Raw genomic sequence first — 22,831 nt, 5'->3', positions numbered from 1 at the left:
CAAGGGGCTTCATGGGCGCTCCAGTAATGACAGTTGGGTCAGATTTAACTGGCCGTTCGACAACAGGCGCAAGAGCGACTGATTCGATTCAGTAGCTGGTCACGGTGCAGGTGAGCTCATCTTCCAGATGTTCCAAGGGGTTTCTCCTCCGGTAATGGCCCCTCACGAACAATGGAACTGTATCCGGAGCTAAAGGACCGTCGAACGGGAATGGAACTCCACTTTTTCGACGGGACGGAACGAGCGCAAGACAAGTGGACAGGGGGCGCGGCGGACAGTTCAGTAGTCGGGGTCTGTGGTGATCAGTATGAAAATTCATGTGAAGCGGTTGATTCGCGGCTAGGGTGTGACGGCAGAACTGGTTGTGCGACGCCTTGAACTCTCGCCACTGTTTAGACATGTGGGCCAACAGCGACGGGAAACGTACGCACACTAGTTAAGAGCAGAATTTTGACGCTAAAAAATAGTCCTCGCCCGCCATTTGTCTCAGAACAGCGTGACGCTCGATGAGGCCGCCGGTCATTCCGGTGAGAATGGGGAAGCCGACGCGAGACGTAGAGAACGAATCGATGGGCGAAATCAACGGGCGCCAGATCGCGGCATGGAGCGAATAGATCGCGCAAGTGCCGGACGTTGGAGACACGACGGATGGCGCGTGATGTGACTGCGGTGTTGGGACAACTCATCAGCGAAACAGCCACCGGGCTGATCATTTTCTCCATCTCTCTGACTATGGACGCAGTGGCCAGCATTTCCTCAAACACGGTATGAATGTGCGACAGTGACGCCTCGTCGGCCGCCCTAAGGGCCCCCACCGCTAGACCCGCAGACAAGATGAAGGGCTTTCGAACGCTACGAATGAGCGCCGGGGCAGCACGGCATTGAATCCGGCTCGACGCTGTCGCCAGGGACTTCGGACAACTCAAAAGATCATTTCGATCGTTTGGATGAACTCGAATTTAGCGCCTAAATTTAAGCAAAGTTACGGGGGCGGGCGATACCAAGGAGTGATCATATGATCAATATGATTTGATTTTAATCCACCCTCTTCTGTACCGTGATCTGCACCCTGAATGTGATGCAGCCCACCCTGCATGTCGCTGATCTCGTTGTTCGCCGGCCCCACCTCATGGCCAGTTGACAGTGCAGCCCTTCATGGGGGCAATTCTCTTCGGACCTCCGCGCATGCGGACTTATCCTCAGGATCAAAATGACATCCCCAATCAAAACGTTGCGGCGATTGGTAGCCGTTACCGCTTTACTGGCGGTAAGCGCGACTCTGGCAACGGCGCCAGTCTTCGCGGACAACACCAATTTGACCGTGAATGGATCATTTGAAACATTCGGCCCTTCCAGTCCAGTGTCTTGGGGGACCTGGACGCCCGCCGGAACGGCAATTTACACAAAAGTGACTGGACGGGACGGCAGCGGAGCCGTCCAAATCGCAACAAGCACCGCAACCAGCCGCGGCTTCCTTTCCCAGGATGCCAGCATTCCCAGCACCGCAAAGAAGTTGCGTCTGACCTTTTGGCAGAAGAAGGGGACACTGACCGGTACCGGCAAAGCAGGTATCCGGGTTACCTTCCCTGGACTGCCGACCCAGTACTTAGGCCTCGACGCAGCCACTGCTTGGCGGCAGGTCTCGGGCTACCTGGATGTTCCTGCTGGAGCAACGACGGTACGCATTGAGCCGATGGTCGACACCCTTCAAGGGCCAATGCAGATCGATGACATCAACCTCAGTGCCTACGATGCAGCATCGAATCTGAGCACCAATGGGGGGTTTGAATCCTTCTCCGGTACCGTCCCCGACAACTGGAGTTCATGGAACCCCGCAGGCACTGGAACGATCAGCCACACCGCTGGCTATGACGGAACTAACGCGCTGCATCTGACCACTGATACGACCACCAGCCGCCTCGCGGTCACTCAGGACATCACCGTGCCATCCGGTGGCGGAACGTTTGCCATAGATTTCATGAGCCGGATTGACACGATCACCGGCAGTGGGAAGGCAGGCATCAGGATCGATATTTTGGATGGGGGAGGAGGCACAACTTTTATAGGCCGGAACACCCCGACCACTGGTTGGGAGAAGTCTTCCGGGCTGATCTCAGTGCCAACTGCGGCCACCAAAATTCGTATCCTCGCCTTCAGTGACGCCGTCCAGGGGACCATGGACCTGGATGAAATCCACGTCTCTCCCTCGACAAGCTCTGCTGCCCTGACCGCGGCGGCAACCGCTGCCGGTGGCATCGGTCTGAACTGGGTCGTGACGGCACCTACGGGGACTCCGGCCTCGTTTGAAATCCACCGCGGGCCCGATGGCTCAGCGGTAGCGTCCGATGCTTCCACGCTGATCCGCACGGTCCCGGCCAGCCTGACCCGGACAACCGACCAGGAATGGCTCCCGGCCACCAACTACAAATACCTGGTCATCGCCAAAGACAGTGCAGGCAATGAAGTAGCCCGCACCAACGAAAGCAGCTTCCGTTCGGCTGCCACGGACCCCACCGCCACCAGCTACCTCAGCGTCACGAGCCAAACTGCTGGTGCCGACCTGGGCTGGCGGGCAAAGGCGAACGCACCCTTGCCACTGAAAGTGGTGTCCTCTTCGGAGCCGGTCACCGCTGCCAACGTTTCAGCAGCCCTCGATGTCGTCTCGAACCTCGTCCGATTCGGCGGGGCCACCTCACCAGCCCCGGCAGCCTACTTCGCACTTGTTGACGCCAACGGCGGCATCCAGGCGACCGCATCAACGGCTGAGCTGGCACACCCGAGGATCGGGCTGAACGCTGAGTCGCTGGCAAAGATTCATCGCATCATCGAAACCACTGGAACACCGCAGGATGCCTGGAACACCATCAAAGCCCGTGTCGACGCCGGCATGGTCGCTTTCCCCTCCACCCCCGACCGGTACGCCCGCGAAGCGGCCTTCGTGTACGAAATCACCGGCGACACCCACTACGCGGACCTGACCTTCGATGCCTTCACCGCTTCGGCGTCGGCGGCACCCTTTACCGCAGAACAGGAACTGAACACGGCAAACCCCGTGTCCCAGCTCGCTGTTGCCTACGACTGGGCCTACAACGGATGGTCGGACGCTCAGCGCGCTTACGCGCAGGACTTCTTCGAGCGGACCAGCGTGTTCTTCGAGTTCGCCAACCATCCCAACCTCACCATGCCTGACAAGGCCAGCAACTGGATTGCCGTTGTCCGGGGAGCCGAACTTGCCCAGGACCTCGCCGTGCGGGGAGACGGCAGCTACGGAATGCGGGACGCACGCATCGGTACATTGATCGACCAGCTGCGCCAGCACCTGGATACCGCCCACTCCGACGGCGGTTGGTTCCAGGAAGGACCCGACTACCTCGACTACACCGAGATGATGTCCCTTCCGGGCATTCTGGGCAGCTTCGATGCTGGCATTGACGCTTTGCGTTCATCCTGGACGACACCCGACACTACCAATCTCCTCCTTCACACGGTGTCCCTTCGCCAGCCGGCAGATCGGCTCCAGTGGGGGGTCGGCTACGCGACCTCGACGACGGCACTGCCTTTGTACCTGAACCAGGCCAAGTCCGGGGAGCTGGCGCCTTTGGTGAAACTGATGGACCAGACCGAAGGGCATGACGCCACCAAGCCCACGTACTCGCCCGGATTCATTACCCAGGGGCTCATTGATTGGCCCGAATCCTATCTGGCAGGGCAGCAGTATGACCCTGCCAAGCTCTACCCCGCCCTCCTGGACAACGAAGCGGGCTCCTATTCCTTCCGCAATCGGCTCGTGGACGCGAACGATGTGCTGGTCCAACTCAACAACCGCAACCACAGCCATGTGGGATGGACCGGATACGAAACCTTCGGGATCTCCCTCATCGGCCACGATGCCCACTGGGCCATGCAACCAGGCAAGCACCAAGACGTCGCAAGCCAGTACTCACGAGTCATGGTCGACAACAAAACAACCCAGGCCATAGGCAACGGCAAGACCCTGGGGTCCCACGCCTATGACGGACAGGGTGGCGGCTATGTCTCCCTGGACGGCAGCGGCAACTACCAGGTCGCCACAGCAACCCGCGAAGCAGCGGTCGACATGACTGGCCGAGGCGACACGAATACGCTCCTTGCCATCCACGACCGCTTCGCGGACACCGTCAGCCACTCATGGGCCTGGCAGCTCGCCCCCGAGGCCGGCATCACCGTCGACTTCCAGAACGTCGGCGACAATCTGCAGTTCACCTTCCACAAGGGGGACTCATACCTGCGGGGCTGGCTGCTGAATGCCGCCGGCGCGACGGCGGCATTCACCGATGGCTCCTTCCGGATCACGCGCACGGGAACCAGCGCGGACTTCGACATCGTCATGGCACTCGGCAAAGGCACCACCATCCCCACCGCCACAACAACTAGTTCGCAGGTCAGTGTCGCCGGGACAACCATCGACACCGCCAAGCTGAACGACTACACGCCCGCGCCATCGGCCAAAACCGCCCAGACAGTGACCTTCGGTTCATTGCCAGCAAAGACGTACGGCGATCCTGACTTCACCGTCAATGCCGCAGCGTCCTCGAACCTGCCGGTGGCGTTTGCTGGCACTGGTGCCTGCACCGTGGACGGCGCCACCGTCCAGCTGACGGGAGCTGGAGACTGCACGGTCACGGCCTCACAGGCGGGCGATGGCAGCTTCGCGCTGGCTGACCCGGTGGTCCAAACCTTCACCGTGGCCAAGGCCGCTCAGACGGTGAACTTCGCAACTCTGCCGGCGAAAACGTATGGTGATCCTGACTTCACCGTCAGCGCCGCGGCGTCCTCGAACCTGCCGGTGGCGTTTGCTGGCAGCGGGGCTTGCACCGTGGACGGCGCCACCGTCCACCTGACGGGAGCCGGAGACTGCACGGTCACGGCCTCACAGGCAGGAGATGGCAGCTTCGCTCTGGCTGACCCTGTGGTCCAAACGTTCACGGTGTCCAAGGCTGCCCAGACGGTGAGCTTCGCAGCTCTTCCGGCAAAGACCTATGGTGATCCTGACTTCACCGTCAGCGCCGCCGCGTCATCGACCTTGCCAGCGACCGTTGTCGGAAGTGGGGCCTGCACCGTCACCGGCACCACCGTCCACCTGATCTCCGCCGGCTCGTGCACCATCACGGCGTCACAGTTCGGGGAGCGAACTACCTTGCCGCGCCCGGCGTTGCAGTAACCTTCAGTGTTGGGTCGCCTCTGCTGGATAACTTCGATGGGATCAACGGCCACGTTGGGGGAATCTGGACTGGTCAAAGCTCCGCGCTCAGTTACCTCCTGAACAACAAGACGCTGCGCCCTGTACTCGGTGGAGCCCTGATCTGGAATGACACCTTCGGCCCTGACCAGGAAGCCTCGGTCAAGTTCACCACCATTGGCGTGGGTTCTCCATCGCAGGGTGTCCTCCTGAAGTCCCAGTCCACCAAGTCGGTGCTGAGGGGGCGATTTCGGTGGTCTACGATGCCAGCGCCAAAGCGGTTCGCGTCTCAACCCTGGGCACAAACAAAGACCTCTGGCACCCCTACTCCAATGTCGCTGCTCCTTTTACTGCAGGGGACGTGCTCAGGGCGCGCTATGAAAAGGGGGTTGTGACCGTCTACCGCAATGCAGCCCTGGTGGCCACGGTTCCGCTGTCCGCCGTCGACGCACAGTTCTTCGCCGGCAAGACAGGCCAGGTAGGGATTTGGTCTCTCCTTGCCGCACAGACGGCACTGGATGATTTCAGGGGAGCAACTGTCACCCGGTAGGGCATGACTGTCAGAGCGACCCACGAGGGAACGCTGAATTTACCCTCCTAAGCCCAGCGATGCAACGGCTCTACATCGCTGAGACTGCGGGGAGAGTGTTAAGGGTGTCCCCGTTCGCACCATGGCACCCACACGCTCCCCGCAGTTGTGCCTAGCTGTTCTTGGCAGCTGCCCCTCGTCGAGGTGTTCCCTTTCTTCTTCTGTACTCGTTCATCACCACCGACCAGAGCCTCACGTATCTTCTCTAGAATTGCCCGACGCCAATCTGGCGCTGGCTGTTATCCCCGATCGACGACTGCCCCACCGGGAGTCCCCCTTTAGGAGACCACAATGATCAAGCGACATTCCGACCTGACCCTCGAAATCATCGCTAACGACCCGGTCACCATCGAGAACGAACTCAACACCGCCGAAGCCATGGCGCGCACATGGGCCATGCAGGATCGCCAACACGGAATTCTGGTCACTCGGCACAACCTCACCACTTACACCGTCGCGGTCAGCGACGAAGTACCCTACGGCGAAACTCAAGAATGCCAAGCAACACCAGAGCGCTCAGAGTGACTTTGCGCCCTGAAACGCCACCAAACCCCCAGCGCTGGCTCAGTCCTGTGCCGGTGCTATGACCCAAAACAGCGGGCCAGGCAGGCCGGAAAGATGACCTCGAGACCCAAGCGCTTGAGTTTGGTGACCGTGGTCCGTGCTGTGCGGGGACACCTGGCGTCCACGCACAGCACGTGGCAAAGAACGAAATCTTCATCATCCTCACTGAAGGAGAAATCACTTTCACTGTGAACCGACCACGCTTTAAGCCGCTCCACGGGAAACAAGTCGACGGTCACGAATCAAAATTGCTCATATGATCACCTCGAGGAGTCACTAACTCAGCCATGCCCAGACAGCGGTCTGGATCCACGGCCAAAAGCGCTGCCGAGCGACGTGCGGCCGCGTCGTCCGCCGAGCCGGCCACCATGCTGGATTCGATCACGTCCATTCATAGGATGGGCGTCTTTGCGCTGACTTGCCGCCATCCACTCGCTTCGACGCCCACCCTTCACGTCAAGCGTGGGACACCAAGCGATCCCACTGCTCCTGGTGCTCCTGGAACGGATTTCCGACACAGGGACAGCTGTCAAGACGGCTGATCACTAGGCGCTGTAGCCGCCATTGATCCCCTAAAATCGTTGACTAGAGACCCTCAATATTTCGTTTCCTTCATCTCTTATGAAATTCTTTCGTTTAAGTTGACGGCGCTCCAACCCACCTTAGAAGATGTGACTACCCACACAACGACAAGGGAGTCATTCATGCGCACCATCAGTAGGTCCCAATTCTTGAGCGGCGCCGCCGGCATGCTCACCATCGCCGCTCTCACCGGCTGCGGCGGAAGTCCGGTCTCCAGCACCCCGAAGGGCCCGGTGGAAATCACCTTCTCCTCATGGCAGAAGGGCTCCAAGAACGTCGTTGACGCCTACAACGCCGCTCAGAGCGACGTCCACGTCACGTTCAAGGAAGTGGCCTCTTCCACCGACAACTACCCGCAACTGACCAACCAGGTCAAGGCCAAGACCGCACCCGACGTGATCACCGTGGAATACCCCAGGGTTTCCGAGATGGCGACCCAGGGCGTGTTGAAGGACATTTCCAAGGAAGCCGGGGATCTGCTTTCCAAGAGCTTTTCCCCTTCGATCACCTCGCTGGTGAACTTTGGCGGCGCCACCTGGGGTGTCCCTCTGGATGCCGGCGTTCTGCAGATGTACTACCGCTCCGACTTGTTTGAAAAGTACGGCATCGAAGTGCCCACGACCTGGGCCGAGTACGCCGCTGCCGCCAAGAAGGTTGCCGCTGCCGATCCCAAGGTCCGCCTCGGAGCCAGCCCCGTGGGCGATCCCGCCCTGTGCGCGGCCCTGGCCTGGCAGAACGGCGCCAAGTGGGGCGCCCTCAACGGCGATTCCTGGAAGGTCGACATCGATAGCGCCGCCTCCATTGAAGCCTTGAAGGTCCAGCAGGACCTCGTGGATGCCAAGCTGCTGTGGACCGGGGATGCGCCCGTATTGGCGCAGAAGCAGGCCGACGGCCAGCTGCTGTCCGTCATCAGCGGATCCTGGTACGGGGCCAGCCTGACCACCACCTTCGCGGACCAGAGCGGCAAGTGGCGTGTTGCCCCGCTGCCGTCCCCGGCAGCCGCACCGGCGGCTGCCATGTACGGCGGATCGTCTTTTGGCATCTCCAGCACCAGTGACAAGGTCGACGCCGGCCTGAAGTTCATCACGTGGATGACCACCAACCCCGAGGGCATCAAGGCCCGGATTTCCGGCAAGTCGACCACGTTCCCCGTGAACGAGACGGCACGCGCCGCCGCCATTGACGCCTTCGACCCCAGCTACTTTGGCGGTCAGGACATTTACGATGTTGCCGCCAAGGGCCTTGCTGCCATCCCGGAAGGCTGGGTGTGGGGTCCGGCCACCGTCACCACGTTCACGTCGCTGATTGACGACGCCGCCAAGGTCAAGGCGGGCACCTCCACCTTGCAGGACGGTTTGCCGGTCGCCCAGAAGGCCACCGTGGCCGATCTGAAAAATCGCGGCATCTCCGTCAAGTAATCAATCCACCACTGCCGCCGGGCAGGGTCTGCGCTTCGCGCGGCTCCCCGGCGGCAGACCCGGGGCATCTTTCGGCCACCCGCCGTCGTGCCCCTCAACGAAGGGAACCCCATGGTTGTCACCACCGCGACCAGAACACCTGCGAAGACCAGGGCACCCGCCGGGCGGGTCCACAGTCGTCGGCAAAGGCGTATCGCCTGGGCCTTCATTGCACCGTTTTTCGTGCTGTTCCTGGCGTTTACGATCGCCCCCATCGCCTACTCGGCGTATTTGAGTCTCTTCACCGAAAAGTCCAGTGGTTTGGGCTTTGGCGGCATCAAGAAGACCTTCGTCGGCGCGGAGAACTACCTGCGCGCTTTCCGGGACCCGGTATTCTTCACCGGTTTTGGCAACGTCGCCGTCTATTGCCTGATCTATATCCCGGTCATGATTATCCTGGCCCTGGTCATTGCGCTGCTCCTGGATTCGGCCGCCGCACGCGCCAAGTCAGTATTGCGGGTGGTCTACTACATGCCGACCATTGTTCCTGGCTTGATTGCGGCCATCATTTGGACGTACCTGTACACGCCCGGCGTCAGCCCGGTGGTGGATCTCTTTGAAGTGACCGGGTCCACCTGGAACATGGGTGGGCAGCTTGCGGCACTGTTTTCGCTGTCAAACATCACCATCTGGCTGCACACCGGCTACAACGTGATCTTGTTCTATGCAGCGCTCCAGGCGGTCCCCCGGGAAGTGCTGGAAGCGGCCACGGTTGACGGTGCCGGCGCCATCCGCACGGCCTTCGCGATCAAGGCCCGCATGATCTCCGGCGCGGTGGGCCTAGCCGTCCTGTTCACCGTGGTCGGCGCCATGCAGCTGTTCGCCGAACCGCTGCTCCTGCAGGGCAAGGCCACCGCCATCAACAGCACCTGGACACCCAATATGTTCATCTACCAGGCGGCCTTTGAAAAGCATGACTTTGGCTATGCGGCGGCCACGGCCCTCATATTCGCCTCCCTCATCGGCCTGCTCTCCTGGGCCGTGACAAAGATCGGAAACAAGGCACAGACATGAGTTCAACAACCCTCTCCCGCCGCAACCCGGCCCCAGCACCGGGCGCCCCGGCACCGGCAAAGCGCCACATCCGGAAATCAGCGCCGGCGTGGTCCTCCAAGGCCGCCGTCAACATCATGCTTATCCTGTTCTGCCTGTACACCCTGCTGCCGCTGACCTGGCTGATCGTCGCCTCCACGAAGGACACCACCGATCTTTTCGGCACCCCCGGATTCTCGTTCGCGGAGAACAATTTCCTCACGAACCTTACCGAGCTTTTCACCTGGGAAAACGGCACCTACCTGCGCTGGCTGTTGAACACCGTTGGCTACGCCGTCTTCGGTTCGGTCTGCTCGGTGTTCGTCTCCTTCCTGGCCGGCTACGCCTTCGACAAATTTGATTTCCCCGGCAAGGAACGCTGGTTCGGCTTCATCCTGGTGGGTGTCTTGATCCCCGCCGCCGTCACCACCATGCCCTTGTACCTGCTGGCGGCCAACATCGGCCTGGTCAACACCTTCTGGGGTGTCTTCCTGCCCAGCATCGCGAGCCCATTTGGCGTCTACCTGGCCCGCGTCTTTTGCAACGGCTACGTGCCCAAGGAACTCATCGAGGCTGCCCGCCTCGACGGTGCCGGCGAAATGCGGATCTTCATGACCATCGCTGCGCCGCTCATGAAGCCGGGTATCGTGACCTTGCTGCTCATGGCCTTCAGCGCCAGCTGGAACAACATCTTCCTGCCTCTGGTCATGCTGACGGACAACCAGCTCTTCCCGATTTCCTTGGGTCTCTACTCCTGGAACGGACGTTCCGTGACGGACCCCGAATTTGCCCACCTGACCATCATCGGCTCCCTGATTGCCATCATTCCCGTGATCGTGTTGTTCATGTCGCTGCAGCGATTCTGGAAATCCGGCCTCGGTTCGGGAGCGTTAAAGTAAGTGAATACCGTGCCCACCACCCCGCACCGCCCCCAGGCAACCTTGGCCATGGACCCCCACCTCGTAGAAAGCCTTTTCACCCCGGAGGCCCTGGCGCATCTGAAATCGATCGTCCACCTCCAGGACGGGGTCATCAGCGGGCCATCCACAGCGGGCGCAGACCTGGCCGCCACCGAAATCCTCATTGGCGGCTGGGGCTGCCCCGTGCTCGACGCCGACCTCTTGGCTCGCATGCCCATGCTCCACACCGTCGTCTATACCGCGGGCACCGTCAAGGGCTTTGCCACGGATGAACTCTTCGCCCGGGGCGTGAAGGTCAGCTCCGGCGCGGACACCAATGCCCTCCCGGTGGCCGAGTTTACGCTGGCCGCCATCCTGTTGGCCGGAAAACGGGTGTTTGAAATAGACGCCGAATACCGGGCCACCGGCCGCTACCGGCCCTTTGCCGACAGTCCGCGCCAGTGGGGCAACTACGGAATCACCGTCGGAATCATCAGCGCATCCCGGATCGGCCGACGCGTCATCGAGCTGCTGGCACCCTTTGACATCAACGTGCTGCTCTACGACCCCATCCACACGGTCCCCGGCGTCGAGAACGTGGACTTCGACCACCTACTGTCCCATAGCGACGTGGTCAGCCTGCACGCCCCCGAATTGCCCGAAACCCGGCACATGATCGACGCCCGGGCCTTGTCACTGATGCCCGACGGCGCCACGCTGATCAACACGGCACGCGGCAGTCTGGTGGATGACCGAGCCTTGTTGGCGGAACTGCACTCCCGCCGCCTGCACGCCGTCGTCGATGTCACCGAACCCGACGTGCTGCCGGCGGGTTCGCCGTGGTTCGACGCACCCAACCTGACCCTGACCCCACACATTGCCGGCTCCCAGGGCAACGAGATGTTCCGCCTGGGCGACTCGGCGGTCCATGAAATAGAGCGCGCGCTGGCCGGCCGCCCCCTGCGGCACCTGGTCCAACAAGGGACGCTGCACATCACGGCCTAGAAGTTTCCGATGCACCATCCTCGAAGTGAAAGGCACAAAGTAATGGCTATTTCAGATATTTCCAGGCGCACCCTCTTCCGCGCGGCCGGTTCGGCGGCAGTGGCCGGCGCCCTCCTCAGCTCGGCCGCGGGCACCGGTTTCGCGGCCACCCCGGCCTCAATGACGGAGCTGATTGTGCGCCGCCGGGCCATATTGACCGGAGGCATCGACGCCTCAGCCGTCCCCGAGCTCAGCGCACAACTGGCACAGATTGTGGCCAAAACCTCCGCCACGTGGGAGTCCATGGACACCTCCGCGGGCCGCACCAGCCTCTGGGCCGACATCCCGCTCACCGGCATCGGCCAAAGCGCGAACGCTACCAGCAACATGGCCCTTCACTTCAACCGCCTCTTCGACCTGGCCATGGGGTACGCCGTCCCCGGTACAGCCCAGGCCGGGGACCCGCAGCTGGCCGCAGACATCATCTCCGGTCTGCAGCTGCTCTCGGACACCGCGTACAAGCCCGGCATGAAGGCAGCCGGAAACTGGTGGTTCTGGGAAATCGGCAACCCCCGCAAGGTGGTCGACATCCTGACGCTGATGTACGACGTCGTGCCGGCCCCCTTGCGCACCTCGCTGCTCGCCGCGGCCCGCTGGTTTGCCCCCAACCCCGGCTGGCGCGGTCGGGCCACCAGCCTGGCCGAGACCGGTGCCAACCGGGTGGACAAGTCCCTGGCCTGCGCCATGCGCGGCATCCTCGACGCCAACGCCGGAGACGTTGCGATGGGTCGGGATGCGTTGAGCGACGTTGCCGGCGGGGGCAAGAACAGCCTGTTCAAGCTGGTGACTTCCGGCGACGGCTTCTATGCCGACGGCTCGTTCATCCAGCACGGGCAGCTGCCCTATGCGGGAACGTACGGTGTGGTGGCGATGGCCGGTGTCGCCGAAATCATCAACATGGTGGGCGGCAGCAGCTGGGAGGTCACAGACCCGGCGCGCGAAACGCTCCTGGATGCCGTGGAGAACACCTTTGCCCCGTTCGTGTGGGATGGCCGGATCATGGACACCATTCGCGGCCGCGCCGTCTCCCGCCAGGCCGAGCCGGACTACGTGGACGGCTTCGCGTTGATTGGGGCCGTCCTGCTGATGGCTCCCGGTGCCGGGGAACCGTACACCTCGCGCTTCCTGGCATTGGCCAAGGGCTGGCTGCAACGCTGCACCGACCAGGCCATGGTGGGGCATCCCACCCAGCGCTTGGCCCGCTCGCTGCTGGCCCTGGACGTCTTGAACAATGCCGCCGTCGTTGCAGCTCCCGCGCCCGTGTACACGCGGATGTTTGCCGATCAGGACCGCCTGGTCCACCACCGCCCGGCGTGGGGTTCAACCGTCAGCACGTCCTCTAACAGGGTGGGCCGCTACGAATGGGGCAACGACGAGAACAACTTCGGCTGGTACCAGGGCGACGGCATGACATATATCTACAACCGCACGGACAGATCCCAGTTCAGCAGCGACTTCTGGCCCACGGTGGACCCGTACCGCCTGCCCGGAACCACCGTGAACCTCACGCCGCGGCCCACCGGTTCCTCCGGGGCCGGTACCGGCATCCCGGGCGCCTTCCAACCGTTCGCCGGCGGGTTGAGCGTGGATGCCCGCTGGGGTGTGGTGGGCATGGACCACCTGAACTACAACAAGTCGCTGGCCGCGAAGAAGTCCTGGTTCTTCCTTGACGACACCCTCGTGTGCCTCGGAGCGGGCATTACCGGCACGGGAGGAGCGGAGGTCCTGACCACCCTGGAAAACCGCTCTTACGCCACGGGGCAGACGCCGGATGTGCGCATTGACCATACCAACGTCCGGCTGGCCGTCGGGGCAAGCCGCACGGCGTCCGGGTCGGTCCATGTGGAGGGCTATGCGGGATTTGTCCTCCTGCCCTCGGAAAACGGCACGGGAGAGGCCACCGTGTCCGTCGTCCGCCGCACCGGAAACTGGCGTGCCATCAACTCCGGTGCCGACACCGGCGGAAAGGACGCGCCCGTGACCCAGGACTATGTCACCATCACCGCCTCGCACGGCACCGATCCCGTCAACCAGGGGTACGCCTACATGGTCCTGCCGGCGGCCGACCACTCGGACACCTTCAAGAACCAGGCCAAGCCGAGGGTCACAGTGCTGGTCAACACCAAGGATTCCCAGCTGCTCAGCGTGCCCGGCGATTCCCTGACCCTGGGTAATTTCTACGCCGCATCCTCGGCCAAGGGTTTTACCGCATCCGGCCCCTGCTCCGTTGCCGTGCACGAGGACGGGCGGAAACTTTCCATCACCGTGGCCGACCCTTCGCGCACGCAGGCGTCCATACGCCTGACGGTGCCCGTGACGGGGAAGGAGTGGTCCGGAATCGCCGCCGCCGATCCGGGCGTCACCGTGGTCTCCACGAAGCCGTTGACGCTCGAGTTCAGTCTGGCAGGCAACCACGGCCACCAGAAAACCATTACACTGAAGCGCTAGCGCGCGGTGGTCGGGTTTGTCGAGACCCCGAGACTTGAGTCCTGGGGTCTCGACAAGGGGCTCTTCGTACTGGGGCATGGTTGGAGGGCTTGTTTCGATTCAGTCAACGACCATCTAGGGTAGCCAGTCTGCTGTTACCTGCCAGACATGGCCATCTAGATCAGCAAAGGCTCCCACGTAACCCCACGGCTTTTGCCCAGGCTCGGAAACAATTTCACCGCCAGCTTGCAGGGCCTTCTTCACAAGCTCGTCGACACCGGATTCACTGCCGACAGTGATGCTGATGACGCATTCGCTGTGGCCGCCTTGCGCAACGTCTCGGTTCCCCACAACCCACCCAAAACCTTCCGTGGGGATGAGCATAAGACGGAGCCCGTCATTGAGCTGGAACTGCAAAGGTTCTGGCAAGCCGTCCTCCGCAATTTCACCAATGGGAAGCAGACCAAGTCCGACGCCGTAGAAGTCGAACGATTTGCGGCGATCAGAGATGGGCAAGCCGACGATGACTGGCGAGTTTTTCATGCTTCCATTATGCGCCTGGAGGCCGCCCCTGGCCGTCGTTGTCTTTTCGCTCCGCGCCTGCAGTACGGGCCCCACAAAAGAGACGGACGCCTAGATTGAAAAGGTTCCTGCGGGCTCCGCCGTCGCGGCGGGGGACAGCGATCTAGGGACGAGGGGCCCTGCCTTGCGGGGTGTGGCCGTGGATTGACGAACGCGCAGCCGTGGGATGAGATCGATGTGCTCGGTCGCCATGGTGTCGGTGGCCAGCCTTGCGAAACTTCCCCCCAGGGAGCCCCATCGGAGACGGCTCAACAATCTTTGAACCGCGCGATGGCCCACCTCCCTCTTCCATGGGGCGACGGCAGTGATCTGCACGGGGGCCAGGGCGGCAATTACATCGTCGTAGCCGGCCAAGGAGACATCGCCGGGGATGCTGATGCCAGCGTCTTCGAGCCACATCATGCATTTCACGGCCAGTTGGTCATTGTGAACGAACACCGCCGTGACGCCCTCCTTCACAACCCTGATGAGCTCTGCCGCCGCATCATCAGAACCAGGGGTTCCTTCACCAATGATGCCCATTGAGGTCAGGCCAGTCGATTCAACAGCTCCCAGGTACCCTTCCAAGATGCGAGGCGTGTTCGGCCCGGCAATGGCCACACAGGCAATCTTCTCGTGCCCGAGTTCCGCCAAGTGACGAACGGCCAGTGCCGCGCCTGCTGCATGCGAGGAACTGACGGAATCGAGGACCGTGGCAACCCCAGATGAAGCCACCGGCCGCTCGACCAAAACCATGGGGACAGGCAGCGACACAAGCCACTTCTGTTGGTCGATGCTCAGTTCCCCCGTATGGAAGTCGGGCGTAGGGGCGATGATGAGTCCATCGACTCCTCTGGCCGTCAGGCGGGCTACCTGCTGAATCTCGGTCGAGTTGTCGTAGTCCGAAACCCCGAGAACGAGCTGGGCGCCGGCAGCACCAGCTGCCGTGGTGGCACCGTGGATGACCCCGTCGAAGTAGTAGTTGCTGTGGGGAACAACCATGCCGATAGTGAACGGCCCATCATGGGCGGCAGACCCGGGAACCTTGGGTAAGGACACGGAACCGTGGGTGCGGTGCACCATGCCCTGGGCCGATAGCTCCTCCACATCACGTCGTAGTGTCACAGCGGAGACGTTGAACCTTTCCGCCAGGTCGACTACCAGCTGAGTGCCATCACGTTCGATGATCGCAAGTATTGCCGCGCGTCGTTTTTCAACACTGCCAGCCATGAGCACTTCCTATTCCGAACGATTGAATGATCGTTACGATCATACGTCCTATCTCTGGGGTCGAAAGGAAATGAACTCAACCGTGTCATCGCCATCGCGAGGAAATTAAATCTCGGCTTCGTATGGCTGGTCGTGGGCACTCTACAAGTTGATTCCCGCATGGGGCTGGACAGTCCATGTCCGCTTCGGCCCTTGACGAACAATGGAACAGTATCCGGCGCTAACGGTCCTGGGTTGTTGACATGAGTGTGAATTCAGCGGCGCCGGGAAAGCCTGTAACAGTTCTTCCGTTCTGTGATGTTGGTCCGGTCTTGGGTCTATGTTGGGGTTATGCCGGTTGAGTTTCTCACTGATGTCCAGGCTGCGGCCTACAGTCGCTTCATAGTGCCGCCGTCTCTGGCGGAGTTGGAGCGGTTCTTCTTCCTCGATGACAGCGATAAAGCGCTGGTCAACAAGCGGCGTGGTGACCATAACCGGCTGGGGTTCAGCTTGCAATTGGGCACGGTTCGGCTGAAGGGGTCGTTCCTGGCAGATCCGCTAGACGTTTCGACTGAGATGATTGATTTCGTCGCCGGGCAGTTGGGAGTGGCTTACCCGTCATGCCTGAAGGCCTACGGGGAGCGGGAGAAGACCCGGCTGGAGCACCAGTGGGAGATCGCTGGCGAGTACGGGTACCGCGACTTTCCGGCTGTCGAGGCTCAAATGGTGAAGTGGGTGGATGATCGGGCGGGGAACACCGGGGATGGCCCAAAGGCTCTGTTCGACGGAGCGGTGGTGTGGCTTCGAGAACGGCGAGTCCTGCTGCCCGGGGTCACAATTCTTGCGCGGTTGATCGCACAGGTCCGGGACGCGGCCATGCAGCGGTTGTGGGACGTGATGGCTTCGATGCTGACGGCAGAGCAAGCCCGGCTGGTAGAGCGCCTACTTGAGGTTCCCGAGGGTGGTCGGGTTTCGGATCTGGAACGGTTGCGGAAAGCACCTCGGCCGCCGTCCGGGCGGAACATGGTCAAGCCCTTGGATCGGGTGGCTGAGTTGGCCGGGTTGGGGGGGTGTCCCTATGTTTTTCGTCAAGGGTTTGGAAGGATTTTCTTCAAGTTTTTCGAGCCACTGATTGTGGGCAGGAGTTGATGGCTGGCGGTGTGCGTCCGCCAGCGGCTGATTGGTGGTGATCAGATGGTTTTCGGGGTTGGTGTTTCGTAGAAGGTGCCGTCGCGGAGCATAGCGAAGAGGACGTCGCAGCGCCTGCGTGCGAGGGCGATGAGGGCTTGGTTGTGTCGTTTTCCCTCGGCGCGTTTTCTGTCGTAGTAGGCCCGTGAGAGCGGGTCCTTCAACGCTGCGAAGGCGGAGAGGAAGAAGGCCCGTTTGAGGGACTTGTTGCCCTTCTTGGAGGGGTGATCGCCGCGGATCGAGGTCCCGGAGCGCCAGGTCACCGGGGCGAGGCCAGCATAGGACGCGAGGTGGCCGGCACTTTGGAATTCTTTGCGGGCGACTTCGGTGATGATGCGGGCTTCGGTCCTGACCCCGACCGCCGGCATGGAGGTCAGGACCTGGTGAAGAGGGTGGGCCTCCACGAGGGATTCGACTTTGGTGAGGATCTCTTGGCGGGAGGTGCGTAGCTGTTTGAGCATGGTGGCGAGTTGAGGCAAGACGATGCCTGCGGCGTGGGTGCCGGCAACGACCACGGTCTGCTCATCGAGGGCGGTGAAGATCTCGGTAGCCCAACCTTTCCCGGCCCGCGGTGCGTGGCGGGACATCAGCGTTGTGACTCGGTTTAGGCCTGCCCTGCGGAGCTTGTCCGGCGACGGGTACTTGATCAGTAATTCGGCCATGGCCGGGTGATCCAAGTGCTTGCCGATGACCCGTTCTTGGGCTGGGTGGATCTGGGTCAGCAGCCCCCCGGATCCGGTTCGAGGTGGCGGTGGCCTGCTTTGCTAGGTCGTCATCAAAACCGCACAACATCGACAGCTCTGCGGCCTGCTCATCGGCGACCACGATCGAACGAAGGGTGTGCGGCAGGGATCTTGCTGCTTCAGCAATAATCGCCGCATCCCTAGCGTCGGTCTTGGCTTCGCCCGGGTGCAGATCCGTCTTGGCTTCGCCCGGGTGCAGATCCGCTATACGGCGCATCGCTAGCCCCGGAATGTAACCGACCATGATGCCCTCTGCTTGGGCCACAGCGACCGGCAGGGCACCAATGGTCGAGGGCTGATCAACAACCAACAACATCGTGCCCTTACCAGCGACGGCCTTGATGATGGCGCGAAGTTTCGCCTCGTCCTGGGGCAGTGCCCGGTCGAGAAGTTTCTTACCTGTACGGTCGATAGCGACCGCGTGGTGATTGCTTTTGCCGACGTCAACCCCAATGAAGATATCGACGTCCTCGTGGTTCTTGATCAACGCAAACCTCCCAGAAATAGTCCTGTGAAAATCTCGTTGGCATGTCCTACGGCGGCAAGGCTCGGCATCCACGTTACGGCTGACCTACACGGTGTTTCGTTGTGCTGGTCCGGTCCCCATTAGCGATCCCCTGGCGCCTATCGGATCTCGGTGACAGCACCCCCGGATCATTGATGACTGGGGGTAATAATCATGCCGAGACCGACAGGCCAACAACCCCAATTCTTACTCTTTAAGGGGCTACTAAAAAGGTAACGGGTGTTGGGTCTGGAGGCGGTGCAAAATCGGCGGGTGGTGGAACTGGCCAGATGGGGCATGTCGGGTACTGCTACGGCGTTGCGTCGTCATCGACGTTCTCGAAAACTCGCCACCATGCTTGCCACTGTGGTGTATTTGGAGGCCAAAGCCACCGATGACACTCTGGAGATGTTTGATGTTTTGATGACCACCGAGCTGCTCGCCCGGGCAGAGCGGGAGTCCAAGGCAGAGAAGTTGCGACGCTCCCCGCGACTGTCCAAGGACGCTGCAAAGTGCGCTGCCGCGGTGGAGGTGATGCTGGCTGCCACTGAGTGGGGTGAGGAAATCACTGTCGAGTTGCTGTGGGACGCGATCGAAAGCGTGGTCTCGCGTGCCGAACTCCGTACAGCGGTGACCAATTTAGCTGACGTCATCCCCCCGCCAGACGCCGACCCAAACGGGGACTGGCGGGCGACACTGGTGACTCGATTCGCTGCGGTGCGGGGATTCCTTCCTCTGCTCACTGAGGTAGTCTCGTTCGGGGCTATGTCCGAGTCCGCGCCGGTGTTGGAGGCAATGCAGGCATTGCCTGAGCTACTCGCGACCAAGGCGACCAAGCGTGTACCAGCCGGATTCCTTGACGCACGGCAGGTAGCTGTGGACCTGGTACCGGCAGGGTGGTGGCGGCCGCTGGTGTTCCGGCCCGACCGGCCCGACCGGCCCGAAGGAACCCGTCGACCGGGCAGGATACGTGTTCTGTGTGCTGGAGCAGTTCCACCGGCATCTCAAACGCCGCGACATTTACGCCGCGGCCTCGACCCGATGGGCCGATCCCCGGGCCCAACTATTGACCGTCCCGGCCTGGGACGCCGCCCGCGGTCCTGTCCTCAATGACCTCCAGCTTCCGGTGGACCCTTCCGAGCTATTGGCCGGGCGGGCGACCTCGACGCGGCTTGGCGCCACGTGGGCGAAGGGTTGGACAGCAAAGGCGGTGTCCGCATCGATGATGAGGGGCGTCTGCACACGGAAAAGGACCCGGCGATCATGGATCCTGCGAGTTTGACCGATCTCCGTAATCGCTGCGAGGCGATGATTCCGCAGGTCGATGTCGGTGAGCAAATCCTGGAGGTAATGGCCTGGGAACCCGGTTTCCTCAAGGCATTCACCGCCGCATCCGGCGGTGAGACAAGGCTGGATGACCTACACGTCACGATCGCTGCAGCGTTGACAGCGCACGCGCTCAATGTCGGGTTCACTCCGGTCATCTCCGGGGCTCAGGCACTGACCCGCAGCAGGATTAGCCATGTGAACCAGAACTACCTGCGGGCGGAGAACTACGCCGCCGCCAACGCACCGTTGATCACCGGCCAGGCTGATGTGGCGCTGGCTCAGGCATGGGGTGGCGGGCTTGTCGCCGCGGTCGACGGGATCCGTTCGTCGTCCCGGTACGCAGCGCCGATGCCCGCCCGAACCCGAAATACTTCGGTCGGCGCCGCGGCGTGACGTGGCTGAACATGGTCAATGACCAGTCGGTGGGCCTGGCCGGGCGGGTCGTATCAGGTTCCTTGGGTTCTTGCGGTGATTGCAACACTTAGTGAATGAGTGTTGTTATGGCGGAGTATTTGATCCTTTTCCGGCCGGATTTATTGCAGGTGTTTTGGGTAGGGATGCGGGCTGGTGATTTCATCACTGATGCTGTGATTCAGATCAGTACCAGTAGGCGTACGGGGCGCACTGTCTTGGCCGCTGCCGGTGGCGTCCCACCTCGCCGTGGCAGGAATTTGAAGGGCCGGTGCCTGACGTTCATCCAGCGTGAAGAGACAGCGATTCTCCGCGCCCAAGGTCAGTCCTTGAGAGTGATCGGGGAGGTTATTGGCCGTTCGGCGTCGACGGTATCCCGCGAGTTGAACCGCAACACGAAACCCGGCACCGCCTATCGGGCAACGTCCGCCCATATGCTCGCCTACGAGCGTGCCAGCCGGCCGAAACCTGCCAAACTCCACACGAACATGGCCCTGCGTACAGTAGTGGAAGGTGATCTTGCCAAGAAGTATTCACCGGAACAAATCGCAGGACGATTCGGGTCCAGTTCCCCGACCATTCCGTCTCGTAAGGCCGGGCAGCGTAAGAACCGGATCCCGGGAATGATCAACATTTCCCAGCGTCCGCCTGCAGTAGAGGACCGTGCCGTGCCAGGGCACTGGGAAGGGGACCTCGTTATTGGCAAAGGTAACCAGAGCGCTATTGGGACACTCGTGCAGCGGACTACCAACTACACGATGCTCGTTGACCTACCCGATGGCTACAAAGCCGCGCAGATGCGTGAAGCGTTGACCGCGAAGACCAACACACTCCCCCAAGCGCTGCGGCATTCGCTGATGTGGGACCAGGGCATCGAAATGCAGGACTGGAAAACGGTGAAGATGGATATCGGGATCGAGATCTACTTTTGCGACCCGCATTCGCCCTGGCAGCGTGGCATCAACGAGAACTCAATGGACCCTTACGTCAGTATTTCCCCAAAGGCACTGATTTGAGCATCCACAGTGCCCAGGATCTTGACTGGGTCGCCGCCGAACTCAACGACAGACCACGCAAACGACTAGAGTTCAAGAAACCGATCGAACTGATCGAACCCCTCCTGTTGCAATGACCGCCAGAATCCGCCACCCATGGCTTACAAGACAAAACAGGCGGCGGCGTAGTCCATATTCTCAGGCCTCGGCACATCGGCGAGCCCTTAGCGCCGGATACTGTTCCAATTTTCGTCAAGGACCGCTTCGTGGCCGCGGCAGGCTTGTTCGTGCGGATGGCGATCCGTGGTCGGTTTCGACCTGGCGTAACCTCAGGAGAATCTGATCCATTCAGCAAGGTGGCAGGGGAGTGGCGACCGCTATCAGCCGAGACCGCAATCGCTTCTGACTGCACTTGGCGAATGGTTTTTTGGATTTTCCGGGCCAGATCCAGTGCCATGGAGTCTTTGAGGCTCTCACCGAGAATCAGCTTGCGCCATCCCCGCTTCGTCCACTGAATGGCATCGTTGGAGAAGAGCGCTCCCTCGGCCCAAGCTCCAGCCGTCTGGGGAAAATCATGGGTGGTTGATCTCGACAGGTGCCATCAGCTCAGGCCCGTCGCCCTTCAGCTGGCCGACTTGGTGAAATTCCAGGGACTCAGCGACCGGCGTAGCTGCAGCAACAGCAGCGTCAATTAACGTCTGGTTCCCGTCCTGGCCGGCATCCAGCCATTCGTCCCAAAGGCTCGGCGGCAGGGTCACCGGTGTGCGGTCATGGAGCTGGCTCACCTGTCCGACCGCTGCGCGTGTCAGGATCGCGGCCGTCAAGGTCCAGTAGTCCTCATGGTCCTCGGGTAGGGACTTGTCCGGCCACCAAATATACAGACCAGCGAACGCCAGAATCTCATCACCAGGGGAGTGGATTGCATACGGGTCTTGGTCTTGCCCTCTGTGTGCCACTCGTAGTAGAAATCGGCTGGCTTATCCGGTACTCGTGCGTCGCTGTCTTTAACGTCTTGGAGTGTGTCATTGGTGAGCCGGACACGATCTTCGTCGACCAGGAAGTTGTCGACCTCGTTGTAGAGCAGCAGCTCTGGCTGAAGGCGCGTTTAGCGAAAACAGGCACCACTCTGGACCCTCCAGACCTATTCGTGCGCACCTACAACAACCTCCGTAGCCAGAATCTGTACCTCACCCACGTCTTGAGGAAACAACTGGAAAAACTTGTTGACCGTTCTCACCTAACGGATGACGCCGGCCGCCCCCTGAATCTGCGCAAGACACATCGCTTCCGCCACACCAAGGCAATCAGTCTGCTCAACGGCGGCGTCCCGCTGCATATAGTACAGCTCTATCTGGGACACACGACACCGGAAATGACTATGCATTACGCCCAAACATTGGACTTCACGGCGAAAGCGGAATTCCTCAAATACAAGGAGATCACCAGCGAAGCAACCCCAGTATCGGTCAACGCGGAGGACCTCTATGACCTGATCCTCTTGGACTCCCGCACTGACAGGGTCCTCCCCAACGGCTGGTGCACCCTGCCCCCAGCGAAAACCTGCGAGAAGGGCAACGCCTGCCTGACCTGCAACCCCTTCGTTACTGACGAACGATTTCTGGACATCCACAAAAGCGAACTCGTCTCCCTGGACTCGCTAATCGACAAACGCCAGGAAGCGCACCGACACCGAACCGGCGAAGCAATGGTCAAAAACCATGTCTGGCTGACCCTGCGGCGCCGGGAGCAACAAGCACTGACCAGCATCATCAATACTCTCGAGAACGACGCTACAACGACCGATGTAGCCGTCGCTGCCCCAGCGGTGAGTGTCCGCACAGCAGGGGACCAGAACACTCGACCAACCCGACAACCTGGGTGGTCCGCATGAGGGGCAACCCAGAAAACCTGCGCCACGCGGCCCGCGCGAAACACGACGCCGCCATACTGCGGGCCGAAAAGGGTCTCAAGGCCGTCCTGCGCGCTCAAGCACCAGTGACGTTTGAAGGTGTCGCCGCCGCCGCTGGCGTATCGAAAGATTTCCTCTACCGGGTTCCGGAACTACGAGCCCGCATAAT

General features: G+C 61.3%; 15 protein-coding genes and 4 pseudogenes. 15 read left to right on the top strand and 4 right to left on the bottom strand.

The window, feature by feature from the left end; translation table 11 throughout:
* Positions 1-648: 648 nt before the first annotated feature.
* The 9 genes from BLV41_RS22895 to BLV41_RS20930 all read left to right on the top strand — a co-directional run bounded on the left by BLV41_RS22895 (position 649) and on the right by BLV41_RS20930 (position 13,833).
* On the top strand, positions 649-771 hold the full coding sequence (locus tag BLV41_RS22895; protein WP_280138654.1) for a hypothetical protein: 123 nt from the start codon (positions 649-651) through the stop codon (positions 769-771).
* Between the two features lie 637 nt (positions 772-1,408).
* The gene (locus tag BLV41_RS20970) at positions 1,409-5,200 is read left to right on the top strand and encodes a hypothetical protein (protein ID WP_139244546.1); all 3,792 of its coding nucleotides are present in this window, start codon (positions 1,409-1,411) and stop codon (positions 5,198-5,200) included.
* A 271-nt stretch (positions 5,201-5,471) separates the two neighbouring features.
* Positions 5,472-5,768, top strand: coding sequence for a hypothetical protein (locus BLV41_RS20965; RefSeq protein WP_074713782.1), 297 nt, complete (start codon positions 5,472-5,474; stop codon positions 5,766-5,768).
* A 330-nt stretch (positions 5,769-6,098) separates the two neighbouring features.
* Positions 6,099-6,332 (top strand): hypothetical protein, encoded by a 234-nt coding sequence (locus BLV41_RS20960; RefSeq protein WP_074713781.1) that lies wholly within the window; start codon positions 6,099-6,101, stop codon positions 6,330-6,332.
* Positions 6,333-7,075: 743 nt separating this feature from the next.
* Entirely contained in the window at positions 7,076-8,371 is a 1,296-nt protein-coding gene (locus BLV41_RS20950) for an ABC transporter substrate-binding protein (protein WP_074713779.1), read from the top strand.
* A gap of 111 nt (positions 8,372-8,482) precedes the next feature.
* Positions 8,483-9,424, top strand: coding sequence for a carbohydrate ABC transporter permease (locus tag BLV41_RS20945; protein WP_139244545.1), 942 nt, complete (start codon positions 8,483-8,485; stop codon positions 9,422-9,424).
* Positions 9,421-10,341 carry a carbohydrate ABC transporter permease gene (locus BLV41_RS20940; RefSeq protein WP_074713778.1) on the top strand — a complete coding sequence of 307 codons (921 nt, stop codon included), beginning with the start codon at positions 9,421-9,423 and terminating at the stop codon, positions 10,339-10,341. The genes BLV41_RS20945 and BLV41_RS20940 overlap by 4 nt, the downstream gene beginning before the upstream one ends.
* The gene (locus BLV41_RS20935; protein WP_244517057.1) at positions 10,342-11,346 is read left to right on the top strand and encodes a hydroxyacid dehydrogenase; all 1,005 of its coding nucleotides are present in this window, start codon (positions 10,342-10,344) and stop codon (positions 11,344-11,346) included.
* A gap of 42 nt (positions 11,347-11,388) precedes the next feature.
* Complete coding sequence (locus BLV41_RS20930; RefSeq protein ID WP_074713777.1) at positions 11,389-13,833, top strand: polysaccharide lyase 8 family protein; 2,445 nt, start codon at positions 11,389-11,391, stop codon at positions 13,831-13,833.
* A 114-nt stretch (positions 13,834-13,947) separates the two neighbouring features.
* Here BLV41_RS20930 and BLV41_RS20925 read toward each other — a convergent pair whose 3' ends face one another.
* Both BLV41_RS20925 and BLV41_RS20920 read right to left on the bottom strand, forming a co-directional pair.
* Positions 13,948-14,355, bottom strand: coding sequence for a VOC family protein (locus BLV41_RS20925; protein WP_074713776.1), 408 nt, complete (start codon positions 14,353-14,355; stop codon positions 13,948-13,950).
* A 90-nt stretch (positions 14,356-14,445) separates the two neighbouring features.
* Entirely contained in the window at positions 14,446-15,603 is a 1,158-nt protein-coding gene (locus BLV41_RS20920; RefSeq protein ID WP_074713775.1) for a substrate-binding domain-containing protein, read from the bottom strand.
* A gap of 330 nt (positions 15,604-15,933) precedes the next feature.
* On the opposite strand from BLV41_RS20920, the gene BLV41_RS20915 reads away from it, so the two are divergent.
* Positions 15,934-16,731: a DUF4158 domain-containing protein gene (locus tag BLV41_RS20915; protein ID WP_074713774.1), complete on the top strand. Its 798-nt coding sequence runs from the start codon at positions 15,934-15,936 to the stop codon at positions 16,729-16,731.
* 41 nt (positions 16,732-16,772) lie between these two features.
* On the opposite strand, the pseudogene BLV41_RS20910 reads toward BLV41_RS20915, so the two are convergent.
* A pseudogene (locus BLV41_RS20910) lies at positions 16,773-18,000 on the bottom strand (IS110 family RNA-guided transposase).
* A 372-nt stretch (positions 18,001-18,372) separates the two neighbouring features.
* Between BLV41_RS20910 and BLV41_RS20905 the strand changes: the two are divergent.
* The 3 genes and pseudogenes from BLV41_RS20905 to BLV41_RS20890 all read left to right on the top strand — a co-directional run bounded on the left by BLV41_RS20905 (position 18,373) and on the right by BLV41_RS20890 (position 20,890).
* The gene (locus tag BLV41_RS20905) at positions 18,373-19,131 is read left to right on the top strand and encodes a hypothetical protein (RefSeq protein ID WP_139244544.1); all 759 of its coding nucleotides are present in this window, start codon (positions 18,373-18,375) and stop codon (positions 19,129-19,131) included.
* 150 nt (positions 19,132-19,281) lie between these two features.
* A pseudogene (locus BLV41_RS20900) lies at positions 19,282-19,832 on the top strand (Tn3 family transposase).
* Between the two features lie 3 nt (positions 19,833-19,835).
* Positions 19,836-20,890, top strand: a pseudogene (locus BLV41_RS20890) (IS30 family transposase).
* 435 nt (positions 20,891-21,325) lie between these two features.
* Here BLV41_RS20890 and BLV41_RS20885 read toward each other — a convergent pair.
* Positions 21,326-21,709 (bottom strand): SOS response-associated peptidase family protein, encoded by a 384-nt coding sequence (locus BLV41_RS20885; protein WP_074713769.1) that lies wholly within the window; start codon positions 21,707-21,709, stop codon positions 21,326-21,328.
* Between BLV41_RS20885 and BLV41_RS20880 the strand changes: the two genes are divergently transcribed.
* Together BLV41_RS20880 and BLV41_RS23130 are read left to right on the top strand one after the other, a co-directional pair.
* On the top strand, positions 21,703-22,644 hold the full coding sequence (locus BLV41_RS20880) for a tyrosine-type recombinase/integrase (protein WP_170835552.1): 942 nt from the start codon (positions 21,703-21,705) through the stop codon (positions 22,642-22,644). The genes BLV41_RS20885 and BLV41_RS20880 overlap by 7 nt on opposite strands.
* Positions 22,641-22,799: pseudogene (locus BLV41_RS23130) on the top strand (DUF6262 family protein); the annotation flags it as partial. The gene BLV41_RS20880 and the pseudogene BLV41_RS23130, both read left to right, overlap by 4 nt.
* Between the last annotated feature and the right edge of the window lie 32 nt (positions 22,800-22,831).

It is taken from the genome of Arthrobacter alpinus (genome assembly GCF_900105965.1).
GTDB classification, from domain to species: Bacteria; Actinomycetota; Actinomycetes; order Actinomycetales; family Micrococcaceae; genus Specibacter; species Specibacter alpinus.
Note: the sequence above shows the minus strand (reverse complement) of the source record. Positions and strands in the feature narration are given on the sequence as shown.

Coding starts and splice junctions, on each gene's coding strand:
- BLV41_RS20925 (WP_074713776.1), bottom strand. CDS start 14,355: ATGAAAAACTCGCCAGTCATCGTCGGCTTGCCCATCTCTGATCGCCGC.
- BLV41_RS20950 (WP_074713779.1), top strand. CDS start 7,076: ATGCGCACCATCAGTAGGTCCCAATTCTTGAGCGGCGCCGCCGGCATG.
- BLV41_RS22895 (WP_280138654.1), top strand. CDS start 649: ATGGCGCGTGATGTGACTGCGGTGTTGGGACAACTCATCAGCGAAACA.
- BLV41_RS20945 (WP_139244545.1), top strand. CDS start 8,483: ATGGTTGTCACCACCGCGACCAGAACACCTGCGAAGACCAGGGCACCC.
- BLV41_RS20930 (WP_074713777.1), top strand. CDS start 11,389: ATGGCTATTTCAGATATTTCCAGGCGCACCCTCTTCCGCGCGGCCGGT.
- BLV41_RS20905 (WP_139244544.1), top strand. CDS start 18,373: ATGCTTGCCACTGTGGTGTATTTGGAGGCCAAAGCCACCGATGACACT.
- BLV41_RS20940 (WP_074713778.1), top strand. CDS start 9,421: ATGAGTTCAACAACCCTCTCCCGCCGCAACCCGGCCCCAGCACCGGGC.
- BLV41_RS20915 (WP_074713774.1), top strand. CDS start 15,934: ATGCCGGTTGAGTTTCTCACTGATGTCCAGGCTGCGGCCTACAGTCGC.
- BLV41_RS20920 (WP_074713775.1), bottom strand. CDS start 15,603: ATGGCTGGCAGTGTTGAAAAACGACGCGCGGCAATACTTGCGATCATC.
- BLV41_RS20960 (WP_074713781.1), top strand. CDS start 6,099: ATGATCAAGCGACATTCCGACCTGACCCTCGAAATCATCGCTAACGAC.